Below are 23796 nucleotides of genomic sequence, written 5' to 3'. Positions count from 1 at the left end.
CCTGGAGTGTAATGATCTTACCTCCAGGCTTTTTTGTGTAAAAAATTCCTAGAGTTAAAAGATTGCTATGACAGATTTAGGTATAGCCAGTTTACTACCCACCTTAATGGTGTTGGTTTTTGCGATATGGTCTAAGCGTACCGTTGAGCCTTTATTGGGAGGGGTAATAATAGGCTTATTAATGCTAGAGCCTAGCGATGTAATGACCAACCTTACCGGCATTATGCTGTCGGTAATGGCCGATGAAACCATAGGCTGGGTCATTCTTGTTTGCGGCCTTATGGGTTCGTTAATTGGTTTGCTGGTTAAAATTGGTGGTGCTGTAGAGTTTGGAAAAATGGTGGCCACCCGCATCAAAAGTGGCACGGCTGCATTGCTAATGGCCTGGCTATTAGGTTTGGCTATTTTTATAGATGATTATTTAAATACCCTAACCATTAGTTCCTCCATGAAAAAAGTCACCGACAAATACCGTGTCTCCAGGGAGATGTTGGCCTATGTGGTGGATTCTACCGCCGCGCCTATTTGCGTGTTGATTCCTTTATCCACCTGGGCGGTTTATTTTTCGGCGGTGCTGGAAGAGAGCTTAAATATAGAAACCGGTGAAGGTTTTGTACTGTATCTACAAGCAATACCCTATATGTTTTATGCGTGGTTTGCGGTGGTTTTAGTGCCCTTGGTGATTCTCAAAAAAATCCCTTTATTGGGTGCGATGAAAACGGCTGAATTTAATATGCGTGATAAGCCAGTCGTAGACGACACTATGGTTGGCGATGATAAAGCTGACGGCTATAGCGGCCGCGGCGTGTTACTCAATTTTATTATTCCTATTTGTACATTGATATTTTTTACTTGGTATTTGGATATCGATATTTTAAAAGGCGTTATATTGGCTTTGGCGGTGACGGTTGTTTTAACCTTTGGCCAAAAGCTTTTATCCCTTGCGGATACCTTTGATACTTTATTAGACGGTTTTAAATCTATGCTGTTGCCGTTGGCGACAGTGGTAGCCGGCTTCATGTTGAAAGACGTTAACGATCAGTTGGGCTTAACCGTGTACGTTATCGAAACCATGAAGCCCTTAATGACAGCCAACTGGTTGCCGGTAGTGACCTTTATTAGCATGGCTTTAATCGCTTTTGCTACCGGTTCTTTTTGGGGGATTTTTGCTGTAGCCACACCCATAATCATGCCTTTGGCGATTAGTGTGGATGCCAATATGCCCTTGGTTATAGGTGCATTAATATCGGCTAGTGTATTTGGTAGCCACGCCTGCTTCTATGGTGACTCTACCGTACTGTCTGCCCATGGCAGTGGTTGCAGTGTCATGGCCCATGCCTTAACGCAATTACCCTATGTATTGTTAGCGGCAGCATTAGCGTGCGTGGCATTTATTGTTGTGGCTTTATAGCGGCTAAAAATAACAGGCATAAAAAAACGGGCTTAATGCCCGTTTTTTGTTATTGCGGTGGTGTTTTTTAAATGCCTAGAGAGTCGATTAAATCATCACTGTCTTGGGCGATGGCGTGGGCTGCAGCTTGTTTGGCTAAGGCGCGCTTATTAGCCTCTTGATTGATAATATCATCGGGGCAGCTGTCAGCTTCAACTTCGAAGTCTTCTAGCTCGATAAACTCGGTTTTATCCATAGCCAATTCTAAGAAAAACACATTGTTTTGATTAGTGCTAAAAGACACGCGGCGCGATTGAGCGAGATCCATATTGGTGTCTATAGACATGGAGAGGCTTTTATTAATCGCCATCATTTTAGGTTGGTTTTGATTAATCACCGTTTGTAGCTCTTTGCCTACCTTATTGGTGAAATTACCTACAATCTGGTTCATCAACTCACCCATCACGTCGCCCACTTCGTCAGCGGTGTGGGAGTTGGCTAGCTCTTCGGCGGGCATGCCCATATTAATCATATAGTCGCGGTATAACTCTATAGCGGCTTTGCTGGAAAAGTTGATAATCACCAAGCCTGAAAAGCTACCATCAAATAACACGAAACAGCCCAAATCTGGACGCAGGCTGGTTTTTTGAATTTTCTGCACCATGGCAGAGTGCTTCACCGATTTACCAGTAGCCGCTCCTAAGACGGAAGTCACGGAATGACACAGCTTAAGCAATATGCCCTCAGTGGTAATGCGCTTAGATTTATTTGCTTTGGGTTTCTTTACAGCCATCTGTTTACCTTCTTATTAGCGTGTAATGTCGCAAGGAATACGTTAAAAAATAATGATTTAGACCGACCACTATAGTTGTAAATATCTAATTTGACCATCTTTAGCGTAAGCGGTACTGCTTGCATTACAGACATGCTGCCATGTTGGTTGACAGCCTCTATAGGCTGTTGCTAGAGTGTTCGGCGGTAATAATAGGCATAGTTCTATGTGTAGGGCGCTTCTACTTACATTACCGGCTATAGCTAGCCAGATGGACATAGCAATGCAAACGGACAGGTGTATGAGGGCGTAATGACGGACGGCGTAATGAAGAGCCTTGTGTACTACATACTGGTGATATGGATTGCATTGCAATCTGTGTTGGCGGCTGCCGATGCCCATCAGGTACATCAGTCCGACAGAGTCCACCATGAAACCCAAGGCGAGCTAGATTCTGCGTCGCCAGGCTATACACCGCAGGATTCACTTCACGAAAGCCTACACGACACTTTTAACGACACGCCTTACGACAGTAATCACGACATTCAAGACAAACAATCCCCCCCATCAGTCAGCCTGTTAGATTGCCAACATTGCTGCCACTGTCACGGCCAGCTGGCTAAGCTATTGGCTAATAGTATTTACAACGCCAACTTTTCTTTTGCTGAGGCCCGGTTTGTGGATTATCACCACAGTGTCGCCAGCAGTCACCCTAGCAGCTTGTTTCGCCCTCCCAGAGTTTAATCCTCGCCATAGTACTGTTATGGATCGCTGCCCTGGTTGCAGTGGTTTATCAATATCATTCGATAACAGCAGGATTACACCATGTTTCGATTATTCGCCGCATTTGTGGGCCTTAGCCCATGCGGAATCAAAGCTATTTTTACGGGCTTATTACTGGCCCTGCTAGCTAGCGGCAGCGTGCAGGCTGGCAGTAGTAGCCTAAGCCTAACCATGGCCATACAGCAGGCGCTGGCTGCCAACCCGGATTTGCAAAGTTTTCAATTTAAAGCGCAGGTACTTAATAGTCAGCTGGCCAGTGCTAGACTCAGGCCAGCCTATGCGCTGGGGATAGAGCTAGAGAACGTTGCCGGCTCCGGTGAGTTTAATGGCTTTGACCAGGCCGATATCACCGTATCACTGTCTTCCACCCTAGAGCTAGGTGGCAAGCGCGATGCACGTATTGCAGTAGCTCAGCGCAGCCGCAGCCACTTTGACACCCAGCGAGAGCTACAGTCGCTAAGCTTGCTCGGCGAGGTGACGCGTCGTTATATAGCCGTGCTGTCCGCGCAGCAGCAACTAGCCCTAGCTAATAGCGCCGAGCGCCTAGCCAAAGAGACGGTTAATGAAGTGCGCAAGCGTACTCAGGCGGGTGCCAGCCCTAAGGCTGAGTTAAGGCGCGCCGAGGCCGCCGCTGCGCAGGCGCATTTGAGTGTCTATGCCCAGCAACAGCAGCTGCGCTATCTAAAAATCGCGCTGGCCGCGCTGTGGGGTGCCAACGAGGCAGGCTTCGATACCGTAACGGGGGACTTATACAGCTTTGGTGAGGACGCCAGTTTTGAGGCCTTGTTTAGTCGCCTCGCTAGCAACCCCGCGATACAGGTATACACCGCCGAGCAGCGTTTAAAAGAAGCCGAGCTAACGCTGGCGAAAACTGCAGCTAGCGCCGACATTAACTGGTCGCTGGGTATTAAACATATGCAAGCCAGTGATGATACCGCGGTGGTGGCGGGGTTTACGGTGCCCTTGTTTGCTGGCAGCCGCAGCAGCGCCGCGCTGAGTTCAGCAACCGCCGCCAGCCAGGCCGTGGCGGCCCGCAAAACGGCTGCTCTGCTTAAGCTGCGCACCCAGTTGTTTGCTGCATTTAACCAGCGTCAGCAAGCCATACATATTGCCGGTGACCTGCGCAAAGACATAGTGCCCGCCTTACAAGCTGCCCTGCAAGAAACCCAACAAGCCTATCAGCGCGGGCGTTATGGCTACATCGATTATGTCAGTGCGCAACAAGAGTTACTCACCGCCCAGCGCCGCTTAATTGCCGCCGCTAGCACGGCATTGCGTTACGGCGCAGATATAGAGCAGCTCACCGCCCAGCCTTTAACCGCCAGCCACTATTTATCAGCCACTACTTCGGCCGGGCCAGAACTCACGGAAAAACAACCATGAACGCATGTATTACAAAACGATTTATAACGATGCCAGCAATCGATTTATCGCAATTGTTGTTGGCCATAGCGCTGAGCTTCAATATTTTTTTTGCCGTCGCCAGCGGTGATGATCACCACGATGAGGGGGTAGTCATCAGCCCGCAAATCGCCGCAAAGTCAGGGATAAAAACCGCTAGCGCTGGCCCCGGTGACATTCACCAAACGTTAAGTGTTTACGGTAAGGTGGTGGCTGATGCCGATTTAATTAGCCATATACGGGCGCGTTTTCCCGGCACCATTGCCACGGCGAAAGCCAACATTGGCGATGTGGTGAGCAAGGGTGATGTGTTAGCCGAGGTAGAGTCGAATGAAAGCCTCAGGCGCTACGCCCTAACGGCACCACTTAGCGGCATGGTCACTGATAGGCATGCCACCGTCGGTGAGAGTACGGCAGACCAGACCCTGTTTACCGTCGCCAACTTTGATTGTTTATGGGCCGAGCTACAGGTATTCCCCAGCCAACTACAATCCATAGCGGTAGGTCAGCAGGTAAGCTTGAACGCGAATATGAACGCGAAAAATAACCAAGCACTATCAGTGATAAAACACTTAATCCCCAATGATACAGGCTCGGCTTTTGTACTGGCCAGAGTACCCATCGATAACCGTAACGGTGAGTGGACGCCGGGTATGTTGCTAGAGGCCAAGGTCAGCATATTGCGAGAAGCCGTGCCCCTAGTGGTGGCCAACAGTGCGATACAGCAGCTGGAGGGCAGGCCTGTGGTTTTTGTTAAAGAGGGTGATAGCTATAAAGCTAGGCCCGTTACCTTGGGGCGTGCCGATGAGCACTACAATGAAGTGTTAGCAGGGCTAAACATCGGCGAAGACTATGTCATCGCCAACAGTTATCTCATCAAAGCCGACTTGCAAAAGTCTGGCGCCGAGCACCAACACTAAGCGAGTTATCTCATGATTGAAGCACTATTACGCCTTTCTATAGAGCGTCGCTGGTTAATGATGTCTTTCATCTTTGTGCTATTGGGCACAGGGGTTTGGAGTTATCAACACTTAGCGATTGATGCCGTGCCTGACATTACTAATGTGCAGGTACAAATTAATACTCAAGCAGCGGGTTACTCACCCTTGGAGTCAGAGCAGCGCATTACCTATCCGGTAGAAACGGCTTTGGCTGGCATACCGCAGTTATCGTATACCCGCTCTTTATCGCGCTACGGTTTATCGCAAGTGACTGTGGTATTTAATGAAGGCACCGATTTATATTTTGCCCGCAGCCTGATTAATGAGCGCTTGGCGGTAATTAAAAGCAGTTTGCCGCCGGGCATAGAGCCTAGCATGGGGCCGATAGCTACCGGCTTGGGGGAAATATTTTCCTACACCGTTGCGGCCACGCCGGGTGCTAAGCAAGCCAATGGTGCAGCCTATGATGCAACGGCCTTGCGGGAAATTCAGGATTGGATAATCAAGCCGCAATTAGCCTTGGTGCCCGGTGTTACCGAGATCAACACCATAGGCGGTTTTGATAAGCAGTACCACATCACCCCTAAGCTGCAAAGCATGCTCACATTTGGCATCGCCATGGCGGATATCAGCACCGCGTTGCGTAACAATAATAGTAATCGCGGCGCTGGCTATATAGAAAATAACGGCCAGCAATTATTAGTGCGTTCACCGGGGCAGCTGCAAAGTATCGACGATATAGAACAGGTGGTGGTGAAGTCTATTAATGGCGTGCCTATAAAAATTGCCGACATTGCTGAAGTGGCTATAGGCAAAGAGTTACGCACCGGGGCGGCCACTCGCGATGGCCGCGAAACAGTATTGGGCACGGCCATGATGTTAGTGGGTGAAAACTCGCGGGCGGTGGCTGCAGCAGTGGCGGCGCGCTTACAGCAAGTGCAGCAAACACTACCCGAGGGTATTCACGTTGAAGCGGTATACGATCGCACCCGTTTGGTTGATAAGGCCATAGCCACGGTTAAAAAAAATCTGATAGAAGGCGCGCTGCTAGTTATTGCCGTGTTGTTTATTTTACTGGGCAATATGCGCGCTGCGTTAATAACTGCAGCGGTTATCCCCTTGGCTATGTTGGCGACCATTACCGGCATGGTGCAAGCGGGGGTATCAGCTAACCTAATGAGCTTAGGGGCGTTGGACTTTGGTTTAATCGTTGACAGCGCGGTGATTATTGTTGAAAACGCAACTCGGCGTTTAGCACAGGCGCAGCGCGACAAACCCGGTGTGCTGCCCTTAAATGAGCGTTTGCAGTTAGTGTTTGATGCCAGCAACGAAGTGATACGCCCCAGTTTATTTGGTGTGTTAATTATTACCGTGGTGTACATACCGCTATTCACCTTAACCGGGGTGGAGGGAAAAATGTTTCAGCCTATGGCGGCTACCGTGGTAATGGCTTTATTAGCAGCCTTGGTTTTTTCCTTAACCTTGGTACCCGCTGCCGTGGCTATTTTTATGAACGGCAAGGTTAGCGAAAAAGAAAGTGTGGTGATTAGCGCGGCTAAGTCTTGCTATCAACCGGCTTTGCAAATGGCCATGCAGCATCGTTGGCCGGTATTGGCAGCGGCGCTGGTATTACTGTTGCTGTCAGCAGGCTTGGCCAGCCGCATGGGCTCTGAATTTGTGCCGCAGCTTAACGAAGGGGATATCGCCTTGCATGCCATGCGTATACCCGGCACAGGTTTGCAGCAGTCGGTGGCTATGCAAAAATTATTGGAGCAAGAAATTTTAGCGTTTGCAGAAGTGGAACTGGTGTTCTCTAAAATTGGCACGCCAGAGGTGGCCACTGATCCCATGCCGCCCAATGTCGCCGATACCTTTGTCATGCTCAAACCGCGCAGTGCTTGGCCAAATCCCGAGCTGCCACAGGAAGAATTGCGATTGGCCATAGCGGACGCGGTTAAACAATTACCGGGTAATAATTATGAGTTTACCCAGCCTATAGAAATGCGTTTTAACGAATTAATTTCTGGGGTGCGCGCCGATTTAGGTATTAAAGTGTTTGGTGATGACCTAGAGCAGCTAAGCGCATCGGCCGATCAAATTTTACAAGTTTTACAAAGCATGCCTGCAGCGGTAGATGCCAGAGTGGAGCAAGTCTCAGGCCTGCCTATGTTATCGGTGCTGCCTAAGCGCTTGGCCATTGCCCGTTATGGTTTGAGTGTGATGGAACTGCAAGACTTGGTGGCCATGGCCATAGGTGGTGAACCGGCGGGCTTAATTTTTGAAGGCGACAGACGTTTTCAATTAGTGGTGCGTTTATCCGAACCGCTGCGACTCAATGTGAACGCCTTACAGCAACTGCCTGTGCCTTTGGCCAACGGCGGCTATGTGCCTTTGTCGGAAGTGGCGAGCTTGGTATTAGCGCCGGCCCCCAATCAAATCAGCAGAGAGAATGGCAAGCGTCGGGTAGTCGTTACCAGCAATGTTAGCGGCCAAGACTTAGGCTCTTTTGTTGCGCAAGCAAAACAACGTATAGATAAAGAGGTGAATTTACCCGCCGGTTATTGGTTGGACTACGGCGGCAGTTTTGAGCAGCTGCAATCGGCCAGCCAGCGTTTAGCTATAGTGGTGCCGGTAACGCTGCTAATCATTTTAGGCTTGTTGGTGATGGCTTTTAATTCGTTTAAAGATGCTGCGATTATTTTTACCGGTGTGCCTTTAGCCTTAACCGGCGGCGTCATTGCTTTGTGGCTTCGGGGTATGCCGCTATCCATTTCCGCAGGGGTGGGCTTTATCGCCTTGTCGGGTGTGGCAGTGCTAAACGGTTTGGTGATGCTGTCGTTTATACGCGAACTATGGCATCAGCGTGGTGACTTAAGCTCAGCCATTATTGATGGCGCGTTGCTGCGGTTACGTCCGGTATTAATGACAGCCTTAGTGGCCAGCTTAGGCTTTGTGCCCATGGCGTTAAACACTGGCACCGGTGCGGAGGTGCAACGGCCTTTGGCTACCGTGGTGATAGGGGGAATAATTTCCTCCACCTTGTTAACCTTGTTTGTGTTGCCCCTGCTGTATAGCTGGGCTCATGGCCGCGGTAAGCAAATGCCGCAGTCAGTAACGTAAGCATAAACATCACACTCAATACCGTATAAGTAACAGACAAAAAAAAGCAGGGGCATAAAGCCCCTGCAAATATCAGGTGGAGACCTGAAGATAACTTTTCGTATGTTTACTTAACAATTTACTGAGCGGGCAAAAAATCTGCTTCCATTACTTCTATTAGCGTGGGCACGGTTTGCTGTTGTGCAGTGCGCAAGTACTCCGTTAATTCCTCTAGGTTATGGGCTCTATAAGCGGGGCAACCATAGGCCTGTGCTATCGCTTTAAAATCTGGCGTGTAGATATCACAGGCTATGGGTTCCATACCTGCTTCTATAAAGTTTTGCGCAATCATTTCATAGCGTTGGTTATTCCATACCACGATGGCAACGGGGATTTGTGCCTCTATTGCGGTGGATAATTCATTAATAGTGAACTGCAAACCACCATCACCAATTAAACTGATCACCGGTAACTGGGGCTGGCCTAGCTTGGCACCAAAGGCGGCGGGCAGGGCATAACCCAGCGTGCCGTAACCGGTGGCGGCGCTGGCAAAGCGGCGAGCAGCGGGGGCGTCATATTGCAGGCCGGCAAAGTAGGCGGGCTGGGTAGAGTCGCCAATTAAAATTGCACCGGGTAGCGCGACCTGTAGCTGGCTTAAAAACAGCTGGTAGCCTTCTATATCATCTACCTTGCGGGCGGCACTGGCGACAGCGGTGCGGGCGGTGCCGTTACTGCAAGGCGTGCTTAGTAGGGGCGTAAGCGCTTGGGCAAATAAACCGGCATCGGCTTGTATGGCGATAGCGGGTAACACATTGCGGCTGAGTTGGGCGCGATCTATATCTACCCGTATGATTTTGGCAGCGCCCATATCGAAATGGCCGGTAAAGAAAAAATCGTAATCGGTTTCGCCAAACTCGGTGCCTATGGCCAGTATCACATCGGCATTTTGGAATAACTCACGGCTGGCGGTTTGTGAAGGGCTACCGCCTACATACAGTGGATGCTCGGGGGCTAACAGGCCTTTGGCGTTATGGGTAGTGGTTACGGGTGCACCCAATGCTTCGGCCAATTCTAAAATAGATCGAGCTGCACCAGCGGCGCCGCCGCCCAGCACTAATACTGGGTTGCTGGCTTTATTCAGTAGTTCTGCCGCAGCCTGTAATTGCTCTGGCGCGGGTGCGGCTTTGCTGGGCAGTGGCCAGGTTTGCACGGGCACGTGGTCGGCATTAGCGGTGATCACGTTTAGCGGCATGGTGATATGCACGGGGCCGGGGCGTTCGCTATTAAAAATAGCAAAGGCTCTGGCCAGCACCTGCGGTAACTCATCGGGTCTAGCTAGGGTGTGGGCCCACACCGAGCACTCCGCCATGGCGGCTTGTAGATCGCGGGTTTCATGTAGGCGGCCTTCGCCCAAACCTTTTTGCCAGCTATTGTTGTCGGCAGAAATCACTAACATGGGCACGGAGTCTTGCTTGGCTTGGCCCATGGCGGTGGCGATATTATAAGCGCCAGGGCCAGACACGGTTACGCAGGCGGCTGGCTTACCGGTGACGCGAGCGTAGCCATCAGCCATAAAACCTGCGCCTTGTTCATGGCGTGGAGTGACGTGGCGCATGCTGGTTTGCGGAATGCCGCGGTACAACTCTATGGTGTGGGTGCCGGGGATACCAAAAATAGTATCCACGCCATAGGCTTCTAATAATTTTGCTAATACTTCACCACAAGTGGCCATAACTACCTCTTTAAAAAATTTGTTCAACAATGTCTAGTGGGTGTCTAGTGGATGTCTAGTGCGTGTGCAGTGCGTGTGTTGAGCGCTGCGGCGCGCTTAGTTTTTTTCGTGGGGCTGGGTGGGTATCCACCACTCGTGGCCGCGTTCGGTTTGCACATATTCAGGCCAGCGGAAATGTATCGGTGCTGGGTAGTCGCATAAAGGTGCTATCCACTCGCTGCCGCCTACGCCGCCACCGGTGCGCTCCTTAAATTCTTGTTGTGCTTGTTCTAGAGCGCCGGGCTGGCACAGCAGGTCCAAAATAGTCCCGGCGATGGTTTTACCGGCGCTAAAAATCATTGGGTCTATGGTTTCAGCGATACCGCCTAGGGCGTTCATTACCCAAGCGGGATATTTGCCGCCATTGCTGGGGCTTTTTAGCATGGGGCGGCCTATGTACAGACGCACGGTAGGCGCGTGCCAGCAGTACTCGGTGTAGTCGTCGGAGGTAAAGTTTTTTTGCCACTCGGGTAGTTCTTTACGCAAAATGGCTTCGGCTGCTTGTGGCGTGATCAGTGTTTCTATGTCCTCCATAAAGGGCTGGTTCATTACTTCCATGCCTAGGTTTTTTTGTATCTGCTGGGCCTTGGCGATGGCGGCGGGGGTGTTGAATTGCGGCGCACCGGCCAGTGCTAAGTTGTCATAAGTTAATTGCGCCATGGCGTGGTTGGGCAGGCCGGGGCGTGACTTGGCTATCCAATCTTTCTTCCAAGTACAGTGCGAGGTGCTGGCAGCGGCGGCGGCGTTTTGATCTAGGCCACGCACGATGCGCTCGGCCATCTCTATAGTAGGCACGCGCATAATATAATGGATTTGGGCAATTTGCGCGGGCAGGTTATCGGCAGTAGCTTGGCCGGCAAGGGTAATGCTTTCGTTCATAGACCAGCCGCAACCCGCGGCCACTAAATGCTCTTTCAGCATCTTGGAGTTGCTGTACATTTGCACTAGCGCGTCATTGGCACCGGGTGCACGCGCTGAGGCGTGTGAGGCGGCAATGGGGGAGGCTGCTTCGCCGCTGTCTAACCAGGTTTCGGGGCTGTCGCATTCAAAGGTATACATCACCACAAAGGCGGCGCCGCAGTGAGTGTTCCAACGGGTAGTGTTGGTGAGCGGCAACATATAGCAGGGGTGAAAGCTAATCGCTGCATCCATGTCGTCGTAATAGCCTTGTGCCGCGTGTATCGGTTTAGAGGCACGCTGCTTTTCGGCGGGCTCACCTATAAACTTTAAGCGACCGGGGATGTTGTGTTTTTCCATGGCGGCTTTAGCGGCTAAAAAGCCCGTCAGTGAGCCTATGCCTAGGGCAGAGTGGGGGTCGGTGTGGCCGCCAGCATGTTTGCTTAGGCCGTCGCGGGGCCTTTCTACTACATCGGCCGCTTGGCAGTTACCGGGAACGGCATCGTATTCGGCATAGCCGCCTATGGTGGGGCCGCCGTTGCCGTTTTCCCAAGTGGCGCAAAATGCCGTGGGCATGCCGCCGCTGCCTTCTTCTACCTCAAAACCTTCGGCTCTAAGTTTTTCTACGTACCAGGCGCAGGATCGGTACTCACGCCAAGCGGTTTCGGCGTAGTCAAAAATGGTTTGGTGCCACTGTGAGATTTCAGGGCCTTGTTGCTCTACCCAATCGTGGGCGCTGATTTTGTAATCGGGTTGGTTTTGCATGAGTACACCATTATTGTGGTTGGTAATTGTCGTTGTGATTTATGGGCTAACAATAATTGGCTAGGCGCTGCCTTGCTATCCCCTTTTTAGGTGATGCGGGGGTCTATTTGGGGGGGAGTGGGATGATAATAGATGCTTCTATAGATTTATCGAAACCTTTATACGAAAGCCATCCCACTTCCATGCGGTGTTTAAAAGGTGCTCAATCGGTCATTTATACGTATAAATTCCCTCATTCCGTGCGTTTTTACCTTGTCTGAAAGCGAAATCGTCTTCCGTGCAAAGGTCTCTTATCATCATGCTCAAATCATGTGCCTGGTAAAACCCATTGATTTTTCTAATCTTTTTCTAGATTTCAGCTGATCTCTTATATAGCCTGTGCGTTTAATAAACAACTGGATAGTGTACGCCAATGGCGTATAATCGATATCATAGTTATTGTTGAAACCTCAATCTTTACCAAGCTTATTCAAGAATTGATGAGTGATGATGAATATAAGGACTTACAGGAGGCTTTGGTTAATCGGCCAGACTTGGGCGATCTTATTAAAGGCTCAGGCGGTGTTCGTAAGGTTCGCTGGAATATTGAAGGCACAGGAAAGAGCGGCGGTGTTCGTGCCATCTATTATTGGGTGGTAAATGATGATCATATTCGAATGTTGTATGTTTACCCCAAAGGTAAACAGGCAAACCTGACCAAGGCTCAGGTTGCACAGTTAAAAGCCATTGTTAAGGAGTGGTGATTATGGATAAAAAAATGTTTGATGAACTGTTAAATAGCGCCCAAGAAATGGATGCTATTGTTAAGGGCAAGAAAAAAGCGTCCCGAAGTTTTTATTTTGCTGAACCGCAGGTAAAAGCGATTCGTGAGCGCCTAGGTGTTTCTCAGGATAAGTTTGCGGTTCTGCTTGGGGTTAGCAAACGCACGCTTGAAAATTGGGAACAAGGTCGTCGTCACCCTACCGGTGCTGCACGTTCATTATTGAAAATTGTTGAAGCTGACCCAGAGCATGCGTTGCAAGCTTTGAGCGCGTAAACGTTTAGCTTTAAAAAGAAGATAGCCGAGTGCTTGAAATATCAGGCTAGTAGCTATTCATCAAAGACCTACCATAGTTTCTGCCAATGCCGTGGCGTCAGTCATGCTTATCACGGTTTTCTAAGACTCCCCTTCATTTTATCAATAAATAATATGCGCCGCGGCGGCTAAAATAGGCAGCACGATAGCGGTGCGTAGTAAAAAGATCACCGCCAACTGTTTAAAGCCTATGGGTATGCTGGAGCGCAAAATCAACAGGCCGTTTTCTGCCATGTAGATCAGCTGGGTAACCGATAAACCGGCAAGCACAAAGCGGGTAATGGGGCTGTCGACATTGGTAGAGATAATGGCGGGGATAAATTGGTCAAAAAATCCGATGAGTGTGCCGGCAGCGGCGGTTTCGGCCTCGGGCAGTTGCAGTACTTCCAATACATACACCATGGGCGCGCTCAGCGTTTGCAATAGGTTGCTGTGGTGATATATCACTAACACGATTAATTCTATGGTCATGGCGGCAGGCAATACGGCGATAAAAATATCCGTTATAGAGTGGCCAGCTTGACGTAGTATTTGTTTGAGGCTGGGGCCGTTTTGCGCTCGCGCTAAGGCGGTTTGGGTGGCGCGCACAAAAATATTATTGTGCTGCTCTAGTTGTTCATCGCTGCGCTGTTCGCGTTGGTAAAAACGCTGCGGCAAATTAGAGAGCGGTGGCAGCCGTGGGGTGATTAAGGCGGCGGCTATACCGCAGACGGCTACGGTGCAATAAAACAACACAAACACGTCATCAATTTTTGCCATTTGCGCAATCACCACACAAAAGGGTAGCGACACCGCCGAAAAATTGGTGGCTACAGTGGCGGCTTCGCGGGCACTGTAATGGCCGCTTTCGTATTGGCGTATGGTGAGTATGGTGCCTATGCTGGAGTCGCCCACCCAGGAGGTAATGGCATCTAAGCCAGCGCGGCCGGGCAGGCGAAATAATATTTGGAAAGGGCGGCTAATTAAAGTGCCGATAAATTCTAAAAATCCAAAGTCAGTTAAAAACGACAGTAATAAATTGGCGATGGCGATAATACAAAAAATAATACCGGCTATTTCCATATAGGCTACTTGCCCAGTATCGCTGCCGGTAATCCATTCAGGGCCGTATTGAAAATAGGTCATGGCGCAAAACAGGCCGCCTAAAAAGCGCAGAACTAGCCACAGCGGCGTAGTGGTAAACACATGCTGTAATAAAGGATGGCGGGTGATCCAGCGTGGCTTTAGTAACGACACATAACTAGACATAATACCCGAGAGCACAAAGGTGACGGTGACTAACAGCGGTAGCGCTGCGCCTAGGGCTTGCCTAATAAAGTCGGATAGCAGGCCTATGACTATGGTTTGCTTACCCTCGTAGGTGATGGGGGTTAAAAATAATAAAACCCCAATCAACGAAGGGATAAGAAACTGGGCGTAGCGCTGCCAGTTATTTGTGCTGCTAACAGTGGACGTGTTTTCTAAGCTCATAAGATTGCCGCGACTATAATATGAATAAAAATAAAAACGTAAATAAAAAGTAAAGCTTAAGTAAAAGTGGATCTACATAATAAACGAAGGTCAATACAAATGGCGTGTAAATAAAAAGGCCGAGCATACACTCGGCCTTAGGTGATTACTGCTCGTCCATAATAGCAGTAAAACAAGCAGCTATACGCTGGCAGGCCTGTTCTAATACCTCGTTAGGCACACCTAGGCTAATGCGTATGTGGCCAGCGGCACTGGGGCCAAATGCTTCACCGGCTAGGGCAGAAACGCCGACGCGATCTAATAGCTCATTGGAAAACTGCTGGGCGCTGAGGCCGCTTTTACGTATGTCTATCATCATAAACATGCCACCTGCGGGTAGGTGGCAGCGCAGATTAGGCACAGCGTTGAGGTGTTTATAAGCTAGGTCGCGGCGATCGCGGTAGGCGATGCGCATAGCCTCTACTTCATTGTCGGAGCCGGTGATAGCCACTACCGCTGCTTTTTGAATAAAGGTGGGCACACCGTAAAGCATGGCTGTCACCATATTGCCTAGGTGATAGCTAAGGCTTTCGGGGCCTACTATCCAGCCCAAACGCCAGCCTGTCATGGCATGGGATTTAGATAGGCTGTTTAAGGTGATGGCGCGGTCGGCCATGCCGGGTATGCCGGCGATGCTGTGGTGGCTTTCGTCATAGACCAATGAGGCATAAACCTCATCCGAAATTACCCATAAATCATGCTTAATACTAAGCGCGGCTATGGCTTCTATATCGGCTACGCTCAGCGCCGCGCCCGTAGGGTTGTGCGGGGTGTTAAGCATAATGGCGCGGGTTTTGTCGGTAATAGCCGCTTCAATATCGGCTACGTTAATACGGAAGCCGTTATCCGGGTCCATGGGCACGTTAACGGTTTTCGCGCCGGTGGCACCGATCACCGCCTCATAGGTCACGTAGGTGGGCTCGGGCACTATCACTTCGTCGCCTGGGTCTAGTATGCAGTGGGCGGCGCAATACAGTGCGCACTGGGCACCGGCCAAGACTACGATATTATCTATGCCTACTTTTTGACCGGTAGTGTGTTGGTGCAGCTGGGCGATGGCTTGGCGCAGTTCGGGCTCACCGGTAAAGTCGGTGTAGTGGGTGTCACCGGCACGTAGGCTATCTATGGCGGCTTCTATAATAGGGCGCGGGGTATCAAAATCGGGGTCGCCCATAGAGAGCAGGATGATGTCCTCGCCTTGGCGAGACTTTTCTACTGCACGGTTGTGTATATCCCAAGCTGCTGCGCCTTCTCCGTCTATACGTTGAGTGAAGTTAGAATATCTCATAGCTGTCCTATTACTACTTAGCCTGTATGGCCTGCATAGCTGTGTGAATGAATAATACTAGGGGAGTGTAAAGTAAGGCCAGTACCGCTAATATAACCCATGCTGGCTGGTGGCTTACCTCAAATGGGGGGCGGAGTTATTTATTAAGGGTGGTTAAGGCAACAATATGAGTGTAACGGATAAGAAAAACACCGAGCTGGCCGCGGCTTATGCCGGTATTAATATTCACAATTGGCCTGATTTGGTGGCACCTTTAATTACGGCGGTAAATACCGAGTCTTTCCCTAGATTGTTGTTTGAGTGTATTAACCGTATTGCCCCCATCGATAGTGCCATAGTGATGCTGTACCGACCCAATCAAAAACCCACTTTGTTATACGATGGCTTACATCCCAGCGAGACGATTTTTTTTGAAGAGTCTTATTTGGCCGGAGCTTACCTATTAAGCCCGCTGTATCGTTTGTTCCCCTCTATGCGCTCGGGCTTTTATCAGTTGTCGGCTTTAGAAAACTCATCCTTTGAAAAGAGCGACTTTGGCTTGGCTTACTTTAATGACTCAGGCCTTTGCGATGACGCTAACTTTTTATTAAAAACATCCGACGATACCGCTCTGGTGGCCAGTTTTGGTCGCCAGCAGATGCGTTTGCCGTTTAGTGCTATAGAGTTGCAGCAACTACATGTTGCTGAACCGGTGATTAGGGCGGCGATGGAAAAACACTGGCAGAGCAATATAAGCAATGAGTGGGCTAGCTCTGTGTCTGCCCGCGAGGTGCATAATCAATTACAGGCCTCACTGCATAATTTTGGGCTGTCTTTATTAACCGAGCGTGAACGTGAAGTGCTGCACCTGATGTTTGAAGGTAAGGCCTCTAAATCTGCCGCCAAGGCGTTGAATATTTCGCCTGATACTGAGCGCGGTCACCGTAAGAATATTTACGCCAAGCTCAATGTGGCCTCTCAGGCTGAGTTGTTTTCACTGATTTTTACGGTGATAGGTGAAGTCACTGTTAATGATAATGAAGACCCTTTTGTGGTGTATAACGAGCGCTTTAAGTAGCGCTCACAGCCCTTTTTATAGCATTCACTTTTCTTTGACTCTTTTTTACTCCCCCCCTCTTTTGTGGGTGCCCCCCCCTAAATGGTAGTGACAAACACTACAAATGGGACGTTTTATCTTCAGCGTGGCTTGCCTAGTATGCGATAACAATAATCATAGGGTAGCCGTGGCCGTGGGTTTTAGACTCTGGTCAGTGTTTGATAAGTGCATTTATTGAACAGGCTGCATAATGCTGTAACGGTGAAGAGAGTAAAGTCTTATGAAAGTAGTATTAAATAAAAAACCTTTAAGCGCAGCGGTAACAGGGGTGGTGCTAGCGTCAGGTATGCTAGCCCAGGCTGCGCAAGCGATAGTGTTAGAAGAAGTGATGGTAACAGCCACCAAGCGTGCGGTAAGTGCCCAAGAAATTCCCTATAATATTTCTGCGTTATCGGGTGATGACTTACAAGATCAGGGCGTAAGCGATTTATCCAAGCTTACCCGTAGCATCCCTGGTGTTAGCTATGTTGATACTGGCCCACGTAATGCCGGTGTTAGCAGCGGTTTAATTATACGCGGCCTTAATGCCAACCCGTTAGGCCCCAACGACAGTATTAATAATACCTCTGACCCGGTATCAACTTACCTAGGTGACATGCCTTTATTTGTTAACCTGCAGCTAAAAGATATAGAGCGGGTAGAAGTATTACGCGGGCCACAGGGCACGCTATACGGTTCCGGTTCATTGGGCGGCACCATACGCTATATACATAAAGAGCCAGATGTTACTGAATTTAGCGCCGAAGTGAATACCCGTATTAGTAACACCAAAGGCAGCAGCGGTTTAAACAGCGATACCGATATTGTTGCCAATATCCCTCTTAACAATGATATGGCTATACGTATAGGCGGTGGCTATGTGGATAACCAAGGCTTTGTTGATGCCGTGGGCCGTTATGCCTTAGACGCTAATGGCAAGGCCATCGCTACTAACCCAGGCGATGTGGCTAACAGCCCCGCTAAGTTAGCAAGCCGTGAAGACGTTAACGACAATAGCGTGACTCACGCTAGAGCCAGTTTTTTATGGGATGCGTCTGAAGAAGTTAAAATATTAGCCAACTACTTTTATCAAAAAGATGAAGTCGGTGGTCGTCAAGTAGGCAGCCCGAAAATTGCCGGTGGTGACGATTACTCACACTTAATTCCCCTAGATGAAGACTTAGAGAGTGAAGTCAATGCCTGGAGCATAGATGTAGAAGTAGAGTTAGGGTTTGCCAGCTTTACCTCATCGACTTCTGCTTATGACTACGATTCACTGGGCCAAAAAGATAATACCCAGAGTTATATCAATGACTTTAGTGATTATTACGGCAACTTCCCTCGCTGGGTTGTAGCGGGTTCCGTTGATTATCAGCGCGAAGGCTTATCGCAGGAATTCCGCTTAACTTCAGCGGGTGATAGCGATATTGATTGGGTAGCGGGCTTGTATTACACCGATACTGAAAACAATTTATCACAGCAAGACAGCTTCCCCGGTTATAACGAATGGGCTGCGGTAACTACAGATCCAGCGGCGAATCCTTTTGGCCCCGATAATGAATTGGCCTACAGCTTGGATCAAAAACTGAGCTTTGAAGAAAAAGCGGTTTTTGGTGAAATTACTTACCATCTTACTGACGCTTGGCAGATGACAGGTGGTGCGCGTTTCTTTAGCCAAACCGTAGGGTCAGACACCACCACCTTATTACCTTATTGTGGCATTTATTGTTCTAACGATGGTGTTAACCCGCTAGGTTTGGTTGAGGCTGAATTGGAACGTGATCTTAACGACAGTATTTTTAAATTCAACACCTCCTATGATCTTAACGATGACATCATGGTGTATTTCACCTGGGCAGAAGGTTTCCGCCATGGTGGTGCTAATGCCTTACCGACAGCGGGTAACTTTGCTGAAGACGCACGGTTAAACAGTTTTGATGCTGACAAGGCGACTAACTGGGAAGTGGGTGTTAAAGGTGTGTTATTTGAGCGCGTAGAATTTACCGCCTCGTTATTTTATATCGATTGGCAAGATATCATTATCAACACCACTTCACCGGTTGCTGCTTTTCCTGTGGCAGTAAATGGTGATGAAGCCGTGTCTCAAGGTTTGGAATTAGAGGCTAAATATTACTTTACTCAAGATACTACGATTACTCTAGGTTATGGTTATGTCGATGCTGAATTAAGTAAAGACTTTAGTGTGCTGGGTGTTTTAGGTGGCAACAAAGGTGACCAGTTGCCGGGTGTGCCAGAGCACAGCGCTATGTTGGCGCTAGATCACTTCCAAGATTTGGATAATGGTATAGAGCTTAAGTATCACGTTAACGCCTCTTACCGCGATGAAATCACCACGTCTTTAACTGAAGGCTCTGCTGATTATGCGGTACTGGATAGTTACACTATCTTGGATGCCTCATTAACTTTGAGAAAAGACCAATGGAAGGCGACGGTATTTATCGATAACTTAACGGATGAACGTGCCGAAGTTGGCCATCGTACAGAGGCCCGTTACGGTGATGGCGCGTTTGATTATGTTAATCGTCCTAGAACTGCAGGTGTAGGCTTGGCTTATACGTTCTAAAGCGTATAGGTGGATGAGTTTTTTAAAAGGGTCAGCATTGCTGGCCCTTTTTTTATGGTAGTCATTATTGCTACACATAGTTTTCAGATGGCCGAAAACATTATATTAACTACGCCCTAGACTCTTCATAAAATCATATTTTCCATGACTAATAAGCGCTAATGGCGTGATTAGAATTAAACTAATGATGATTAGAAAAATACCTACTGATGTTAATAGTGAATAACTACTTTCTGTAAGTAGCATGCCACCCAAGCCAGGGCCTACCATTAACCCAATACCTATGGCTGCATTTGCCAGAGCAACTATTCTGCTGGATGAGTCAACGGCAGCGATTGAACCCATAAAAAAAGGCAGCATAAAATTCCAGCCAAATAAAAATAAACAAGCACTTAGGGTATAAAGGACATGACTAAACTCAAACTTGAGAACCACTATCCCAACCACAGCGCTAGCAAGCGCTATACTTATAGGTATTATGCGGCCTATTTTAGCGCCCAAAATCGTAGCGCCTAAGCCGCCAACTATCCCCGCTATGGAGGCAATTGATAAACTTTGGCCTATTAGTTCGGAAGAATAACCTGCACCAACGGCAATACGCTCCACATAACTCCATACCGCGGTTAATCCGGCATAAGACGTTAGTATTGATAAGACGCCAAGATAAACAAAGATCTTCTTAGTTTTAGTCGTTTTATTTACAGGCTGTGAATTGTTGTTAATTTCATCAGCGGCCGACAAAGGTATGAAAAAGGTTAAAGGCAATGCGATTAGTAATAGCACGGCCAGTAAGCTAAATATTGCTGCTGGGCCATAGAATTCAACAAACGAAGGTAAAAATGCAAAGCCAAAAGCGCCTAGGAAAAGTTGGCCAACTATCCAAAGCCCGAAAGATCGATCGGGGTTACTTGTTTTACCCATGGCCGAGACTACGACTGCAGTGACTGCTCCCGCTGCAATCCCTGTAATAAATCGAACTATAGCAAGCCATTCAAACTCTGAAATAAATACTGACAATACGTTACCAAATAACATTACTAAGAGGCTAAGTAAGGTTATTTTTCGCCAATTGCTACGATGAATCCATAAAAGAGCTGTTAACGTGGCCAGAGTATAACCGGCCATATCGATAGCCACGATAATGCCCGCTAGCTGTTCAGTCATCGATAAGTGGTCAACGAGTGCGCCGACTATAATTGGCAATAGTAAAATAACTGCAGCCCCTATAGCGCCAACACAAGCCAGTGAGCTAACCGTTTTTACTGAGTTAATATCTATTTCAGAGCTTAATGTTTTATTTTCAAATGCATTAATAGACATAAGTCACCGCTATGAATAATTATTCTTAATGTTATTAGATGTTATTACAGAACTGAATGTAGTTAGTTGTTGCCTTTTTCAGTCATGACTAATTACTGGTGTAAGTCTAGTAGCTCTTTGATGAATAGTTCAGCTATCTGGGACAGTTTTCCTGTTTTTTTGGTGACTAGCATTATCGGCATGAATCGGCGCAGTTTCTTATTATCAATGGCGCGCATTTCTCCATTATCTACCCATTGCTGGGCGTAGTGTTCTGGTAAATAACCAAGGTATTGGCCGGATAGTACGGCGTAAGCTACGGCTTCCATAGAGGCGCTACCGCCTTTGTTTTCTTTAAATAACTTATGTTTACCTGTAAAACTGGATTCAAGGTGATCCCAGTTAAAATAATCGTGCTCCTGTAAATCACTGTGTGTAAATGTTGTTTGTGGGTGTTTAAACAGTGGATGATTCTTGCCGCAGTACAATTGTTGTTGCTCTTCAAAGAGTGTCTGGTAGCTCAGGGTGGGCAGCTTTCGAGAAGAACTGATAATGGCAAATTGCAAGGTGGAGTCGAGTATACGGGTTTCTATTTCACTGGGTGCATAGACGTTTAATTTTATTTTTACTGATGGTGCGATTTTATAATAGTTTTCTAGCGCTGCCGGAAGCTTCCAATTAGGGTGGTGAATTAAGTTATCAACTATGCCGAACTGTAGCTCTCCTCTGATCTCGTTAAACGCCTCAGATAAGTTGTTGCGAAAATCATCGATAGAAGAAAATAGTCTTTCGGAGCAGGTTAATAAAGCGCGCCCTTCATCGGTTAATTGAAAGCCAGCTCTGCCGCGGTGGCAGATCTTACGGCCTAATCTCGCTTCCAGTTGTTTGATTTGTGTGCTAATCGTTGCTTGGCTGGTGTTTAGTTCAACCTGTGCTGCATGAAAGCTACCGCATCTAGCAACCATCCAAAATACTCTTAGTAGCTTTATATCGCTGTCTTGCAATTGTCCTAGCATCTGTGGCCCCGCAAACTGCTACCAATACATCAATAAATCTAAAGTAAAGTTAGGTTAATTCATATTTATCGGTGTTACAAGTGTTGCTACAGTGTGGCAATTAAGTGTGGCCTGGTTGATAAGGCGTAATAGTAATCATTAACCGCTTATATAAGGTGTATGTTGAATGAGCAAGGTTGTGCCTAATAAGCTTATCGGCGCTTGGTTGCGGGAGTCGTTTCAAATGACTGAGGGGGGCGCTAGTGAAAACAGCAAGGTTATTTGGCTACAAACGGCTAATCGCTTTATTGATGTACGTATTAGCCTCCCTGGGCATAATGCTAGGCCGGAGTCGTTTGGCGGAACAGTTAGTTGGCGTGGCTCTCAATTTACATTCAGCCATGATATTGACTTAAATAATGATGATGTTGATGTAGGGGTTATTAGTTGGCAAGGAGGCGTACTTATAGAGGATGCGACTTTCGAAGAAAATGGGCAGGTGGTCAACATGCAAGAGCGCTGGCTTCGACTAACACCGTGTCCTTCAAAGGCCGTTGCAATGGAACTATTTAATGCTAGTAATGAGTTAAAGGGAATGGCAGTTAAAGTAGGTGGCCATGCTGCTGTGATAATTGATGGTGATAAGTTTAGTAGTGCCTATTTTATGTTTATTAAGGGTGTATGGGTTAAACAATGGGGTGTTGGTGTAACGCCAGAGTTTGAATTTCCAGAGCGGGCTTTAGTAGGTCATGACTATATAGTTAATGATTTAAGCTGGAAGTGTGTCGATGTTATTGGCGAGTGATGGGAGTCGGTATGGGTTATACATGGTGTGACGCCTTAGGTAATTTAGGGGTATTGCTAATAGTGGGGACTTATTTGTTGCTCCAGGTTGGCAAAGTTAGCAGTGATTCTTTAATTTTTAGTCTTGCTAATGCGTTAGGGGCGACATTTGTTTTAGTTTCACTTTATTTTAATTTTAATTTATCGGCCTTTATTATTGAGTTTTTTTGGCTGCTGATTAGTCTTTATGGTTTGTGTAATTTAAAGCGAAAAAAATTAAATTAGTAGAATTTGAGAGTTTATGTATGAGTAGTAACGGTATGTTTATTCCAGAAAACTTTAAAATCCCTAGCCATTTACGGACTGATCAATTTCGGTTGGAAGTGCTGAAGGAAAGTCTTACCGCAATTGATTATGAAGCGGTTATGTCCAGTCGTTCTCGTTTGAGGAGTATTTTTTTCGAAAATGATAGCTGGCCTAAAGATGATATGAGTATTCAATTTAACCTAGATGAATTAGTTGTTCATGAGCAAGAATTTAATGCTAGGGAGGCTTTTGCTTACGCGGTTTTTACTCAGGATAAAGATAGGTATATTGGCTGTGTGTATATAAATCCTGCCAAAGCTGATGGCTATGATTGTGAAGTTTACCTTTGGGTAAGAGATACTGAGACTTATTTAGATGCTGATCTTTTTAATGAAGTTGAAAAATGGTTAAAGGCTGAGTGGCCATTTACGCATAGAGCATATCCAGGAAGAACAATATCCTGGAGTGATTGGGTTGATAATAAAAGCTCCCTCATATGAGGGAGTTTTTATTAGAGGTAGTGCAGGCAAAATAGCGCTGTGTGCGAATGGTGTTGTGCGCTTGTAGAATAACCATAAGCAATACAACTGTTATTTACTCTTAGGGTAGTAGCGGCTTAGCACTTCGATTGTGACATAAATAAATTAATTGGAATGTGTTATGACTGGTGAAACAAATCTAGATAAATTGTTAGCGTCAATGAAACCCAAGTTATTGGATGGAGAGTATGTTTTTTGTACTTTTAAGAGGGCTAAGTATGGAGATTTTTCTGAACTTATGCCTTTGGCATCCTATCTTGAGGAAGAGGGGTTAACACTTTTGGTCACTAAGGAAAATGCAGATAACGCTGAGTTGTCCTATGAGGCTGTATTTAAAGGCATAACACTGACAGTTCATTCTAGTCTTGAGGCGGTTGGTTTAACGGCTGCTATTGCTAGAAAGTTAACTGAGAAAGGGGTTAGTGCTAACGTTATAGCTGCCTATTACCATGATCATATTTTTGTTCAAGCAGGAAAATCCGAGCTTGCTATGGCTGCTTTACATGAGTTTTCAGCATAGTTTT

20 protein-coding genes are annotated in these 23796 nt (G+C 47.6%); 13 read left to right on the top strand and 7 right to left on the bottom strand.

The genetic code is table 11. The features are described 5' to 3' along the window. The first annotated feature begins 67 nt into the window (after positions 1-67). Positions 68-1411, top strand: coding sequence for a Na+/H+ antiporter NhaC family protein (locus tag B067_RS0105450; protein ID WP_019529056.1), 1344 nt, complete (start codon positions 68-70; stop codon positions 1409-1411). A gap of 67 nt (positions 1412-1478) precedes the next feature. Here B067_RS0105450 and B067_RS0105445 read toward each other — a convergent pair whose 3' ends face one another. Continuing rightward, positions 1479-2183 (bottom strand): DUF3334 family protein, encoded by a 705-nt coding sequence (locus B067_RS0105445; protein WP_019529055.1) that lies wholly within the window; start codon positions 2181-2183, stop codon positions 1479-1481. A gap of 306 nt (positions 2184-2489) precedes the next feature. Between B067_RS0105445 and B067_RS0105440 the strand changes: the two genes are divergently transcribed. The 4 genes from B067_RS0105440 (at position 2490) to B067_RS0105425 (ending at position 8407) form a co-directional block, all read left to right on the top strand. Further along, complete coding sequence (locus B067_RS0105440; RefSeq protein WP_156820762.1) at positions 2490-2906, top strand: hypothetical protein; 417 nt, start codon at positions 2490-2492, stop codon at positions 2904-2906. A gap of 81 nt (positions 2907-2987) precedes the next feature. After that, complete coding sequence (locus B067_RS0105435; RefSeq protein WP_019529053.1) at positions 2988-4328, top strand: TolC family protein; 1341 nt, start codon at positions 2988-2990, stop codon at positions 4326-4328. Positions 4329-4357: 29 nt separating this feature from the next. Beyond that, on the top strand, positions 4358-5266 hold the full coding sequence (locus tag B067_RS19720; protein WP_019529052.1) for an efflux RND transporter periplasmic adaptor subunit: 909 nt from the start codon (positions 4358-4360) through the stop codon (positions 5264-5266). A gap of 12 nt (positions 5267-5278) precedes the next feature. Continuing rightward, a complete protein-coding gene (locus tag B067_RS0105425) occupies positions 5279-8407 on the top strand; it encodes an efflux RND transporter permease subunit (protein ID WP_019529051.1) in 3129 nt (1042 codons plus the stop codon). Between the two features lie 118 nt (positions 8408-8525). On the opposite strand, the gene B067_RS0105420 is transcribed toward B067_RS0105425, so the two are convergent. Both B067_RS0105420 and B067_RS0105415 read right to left on the bottom strand, forming a co-directional pair. After that, positions 8526-10118 carry a 5-guanidino-2-oxopentanoate decarboxylase gene (locus B067_RS0105420; protein ID WP_026244441.1) on the bottom strand — a complete coding sequence of 531 codons (1593 nt, stop codon included), beginning with the start codon at positions 10116-10118 and terminating at the stop codon, positions 8526-8528. 96 nt (positions 10119-10214) lie between these two features. Further along, positions 10215-11819 carry a zinc-binding metallopeptidase family protein gene (locus tag B067_RS0105415; protein WP_019529049.1) on the bottom strand — a complete coding sequence of 535 codons (1605 nt, stop codon included), beginning with the start codon at positions 11817-11819 and terminating at the stop codon, positions 10215-10217. Positions 11820-12298: 479 nt separating this feature from the next. On the opposite strand from B067_RS0105415, the gene B067_RS0105410 reads away from it, so the two are divergent. Further along, on the top strand, positions 12299-12562 hold the full coding sequence (locus B067_RS0105410; RefSeq protein ID WP_019529048.1) for a type II toxin-antitoxin system RelE/ParE family toxin: 264 nt from the start codon (positions 12299-12301) through the stop codon (positions 12560-12562). Positions 12563-12564: 2 nt separating this feature from the next. Further along, positions 12565-12855, top strand: coding sequence for a NadS family protein (nadS, locus tag B067_RS0105405; protein WP_019529047.1), 291 nt, complete (start codon positions 12565-12567; stop codon positions 12853-12855). 141 nt (positions 12856-12996) lie between these two features. On the opposite strand, the gene B067_RS0105400 is transcribed toward nadS, so the two are convergent. Further along, complete coding sequence (locus B067_RS0105400) at positions 12997-14364, bottom strand: YjiH family protein (RefSeq protein WP_019529046.1); 1368 nt, start codon at positions 14362-14364, stop codon at positions 12997-12999. 145 nt (positions 14365-14509) lie between these two features. After that, positions 14510-15691, bottom strand: coding sequence for a pyridoxal phosphate-dependent aminotransferase (locus B067_RS0105395; RefSeq protein ID WP_019529045.1), 1182 nt, complete (start codon positions 15689-15691; stop codon positions 14510-14512). A gap of 166 nt (positions 15692-15857) precedes the next feature. Between B067_RS0105395 and B067_RS21175 the strand changes: the two genes are divergently transcribed. Continuing rightward, entirely contained in the window at positions 15858-16748 is an 891-nt protein-coding gene (locus B067_RS21175) for a helix-turn-helix transcriptional regulator (protein WP_019529044.1), read from the top strand. Between the two features lie 259 nt (positions 16749-17007). Further along, a complete protein-coding gene (locus B067_RS0105385; protein ID WP_019529043.1) occupies positions 17008-19350 on the top strand; it encodes a TonB-dependent receptor in 2343 nt (780 codons plus the stop codon). Positions 19351-19455: 105 nt separating this feature from the next. On the opposite strand, the gene B067_RS0105375 is transcribed toward B067_RS0105385, so the two are convergent. Together B067_RS0105375 and B067_RS0105370 are read right to left on the bottom strand one after the other, a co-directional pair. Next, positions 19456-20670 (bottom strand): MFS transporter, encoded by a 1215-nt coding sequence (locus B067_RS0105375; protein WP_019529041.1) that lies wholly within the window; start codon positions 20668-20670, stop codon positions 19456-19458. 92 nt (positions 20671-20762) lie between these two features. Next, positions 20763-21665 (bottom strand): LysR family transcriptional regulator, encoded by a 903-nt coding sequence (locus B067_RS0105370; protein ID WP_019529040.1) that lies wholly within the window; start codon positions 21663-21665, stop codon positions 20763-20765. Between the two features lie 166 nt (positions 21666-21831). Here B067_RS0105370 and B067_RS0105365 point away from each other — a divergent pair, with 166 nt between their 5' ends. From B067_RS0105365 to B067_RS0105350, 4 genes are all read left to right on the top strand, one after another. Beyond that, positions 21832-22449 carry a hypothetical protein gene (locus B067_RS0105365; protein ID WP_019529039.1) on the top strand — a complete coding sequence of 206 codons (618 nt, stop codon included), beginning with the start codon at positions 21832-21834 and terminating at the stop codon, positions 22447-22449. 11 nt (positions 22450-22460) lie between these two features. Beyond that, positions 22461-22712, top strand: a complete 252-nt coding sequence (locus B067_RS0105360) for a CBU_0592 family membrane protein (RefSeq protein ID WP_026244439.1) — start codon at positions 22461-22463, stop codon at positions 22710-22712. Positions 22713-22732: 20 nt separating this feature from the next. Further along, a complete protein-coding gene (locus B067_RS0105355; protein ID WP_156820761.1) occupies positions 22733-23233 on the top strand; it encodes a hypothetical protein in 501 nt (166 codons plus the stop codon). A gap of 160 nt (positions 23234-23393) precedes the next feature. Beyond that, complete coding sequence (locus B067_RS0105350) at positions 23394-23792, top strand: ACT domain-containing protein (protein WP_019529036.1); 399 nt, start codon at positions 23394-23396, stop codon at positions 23790-23792. Positions 23793-23796 lie beyond the last annotated feature (4 nt).

The sequence above is a fragment of the Dasania marina DSM 21967 genome (assembly GCF_000373485.1).
Taxonomy (GTDB): Bacteria; Pseudomonadota; Gammaproteobacteria; order Pseudomonadales; family Dasaniaceae; genus Dasania; species Dasania marina.
Note: the sequence above shows the minus strand (reverse complement) of the source record. Positions and strands in the feature narration are given on the sequence as shown.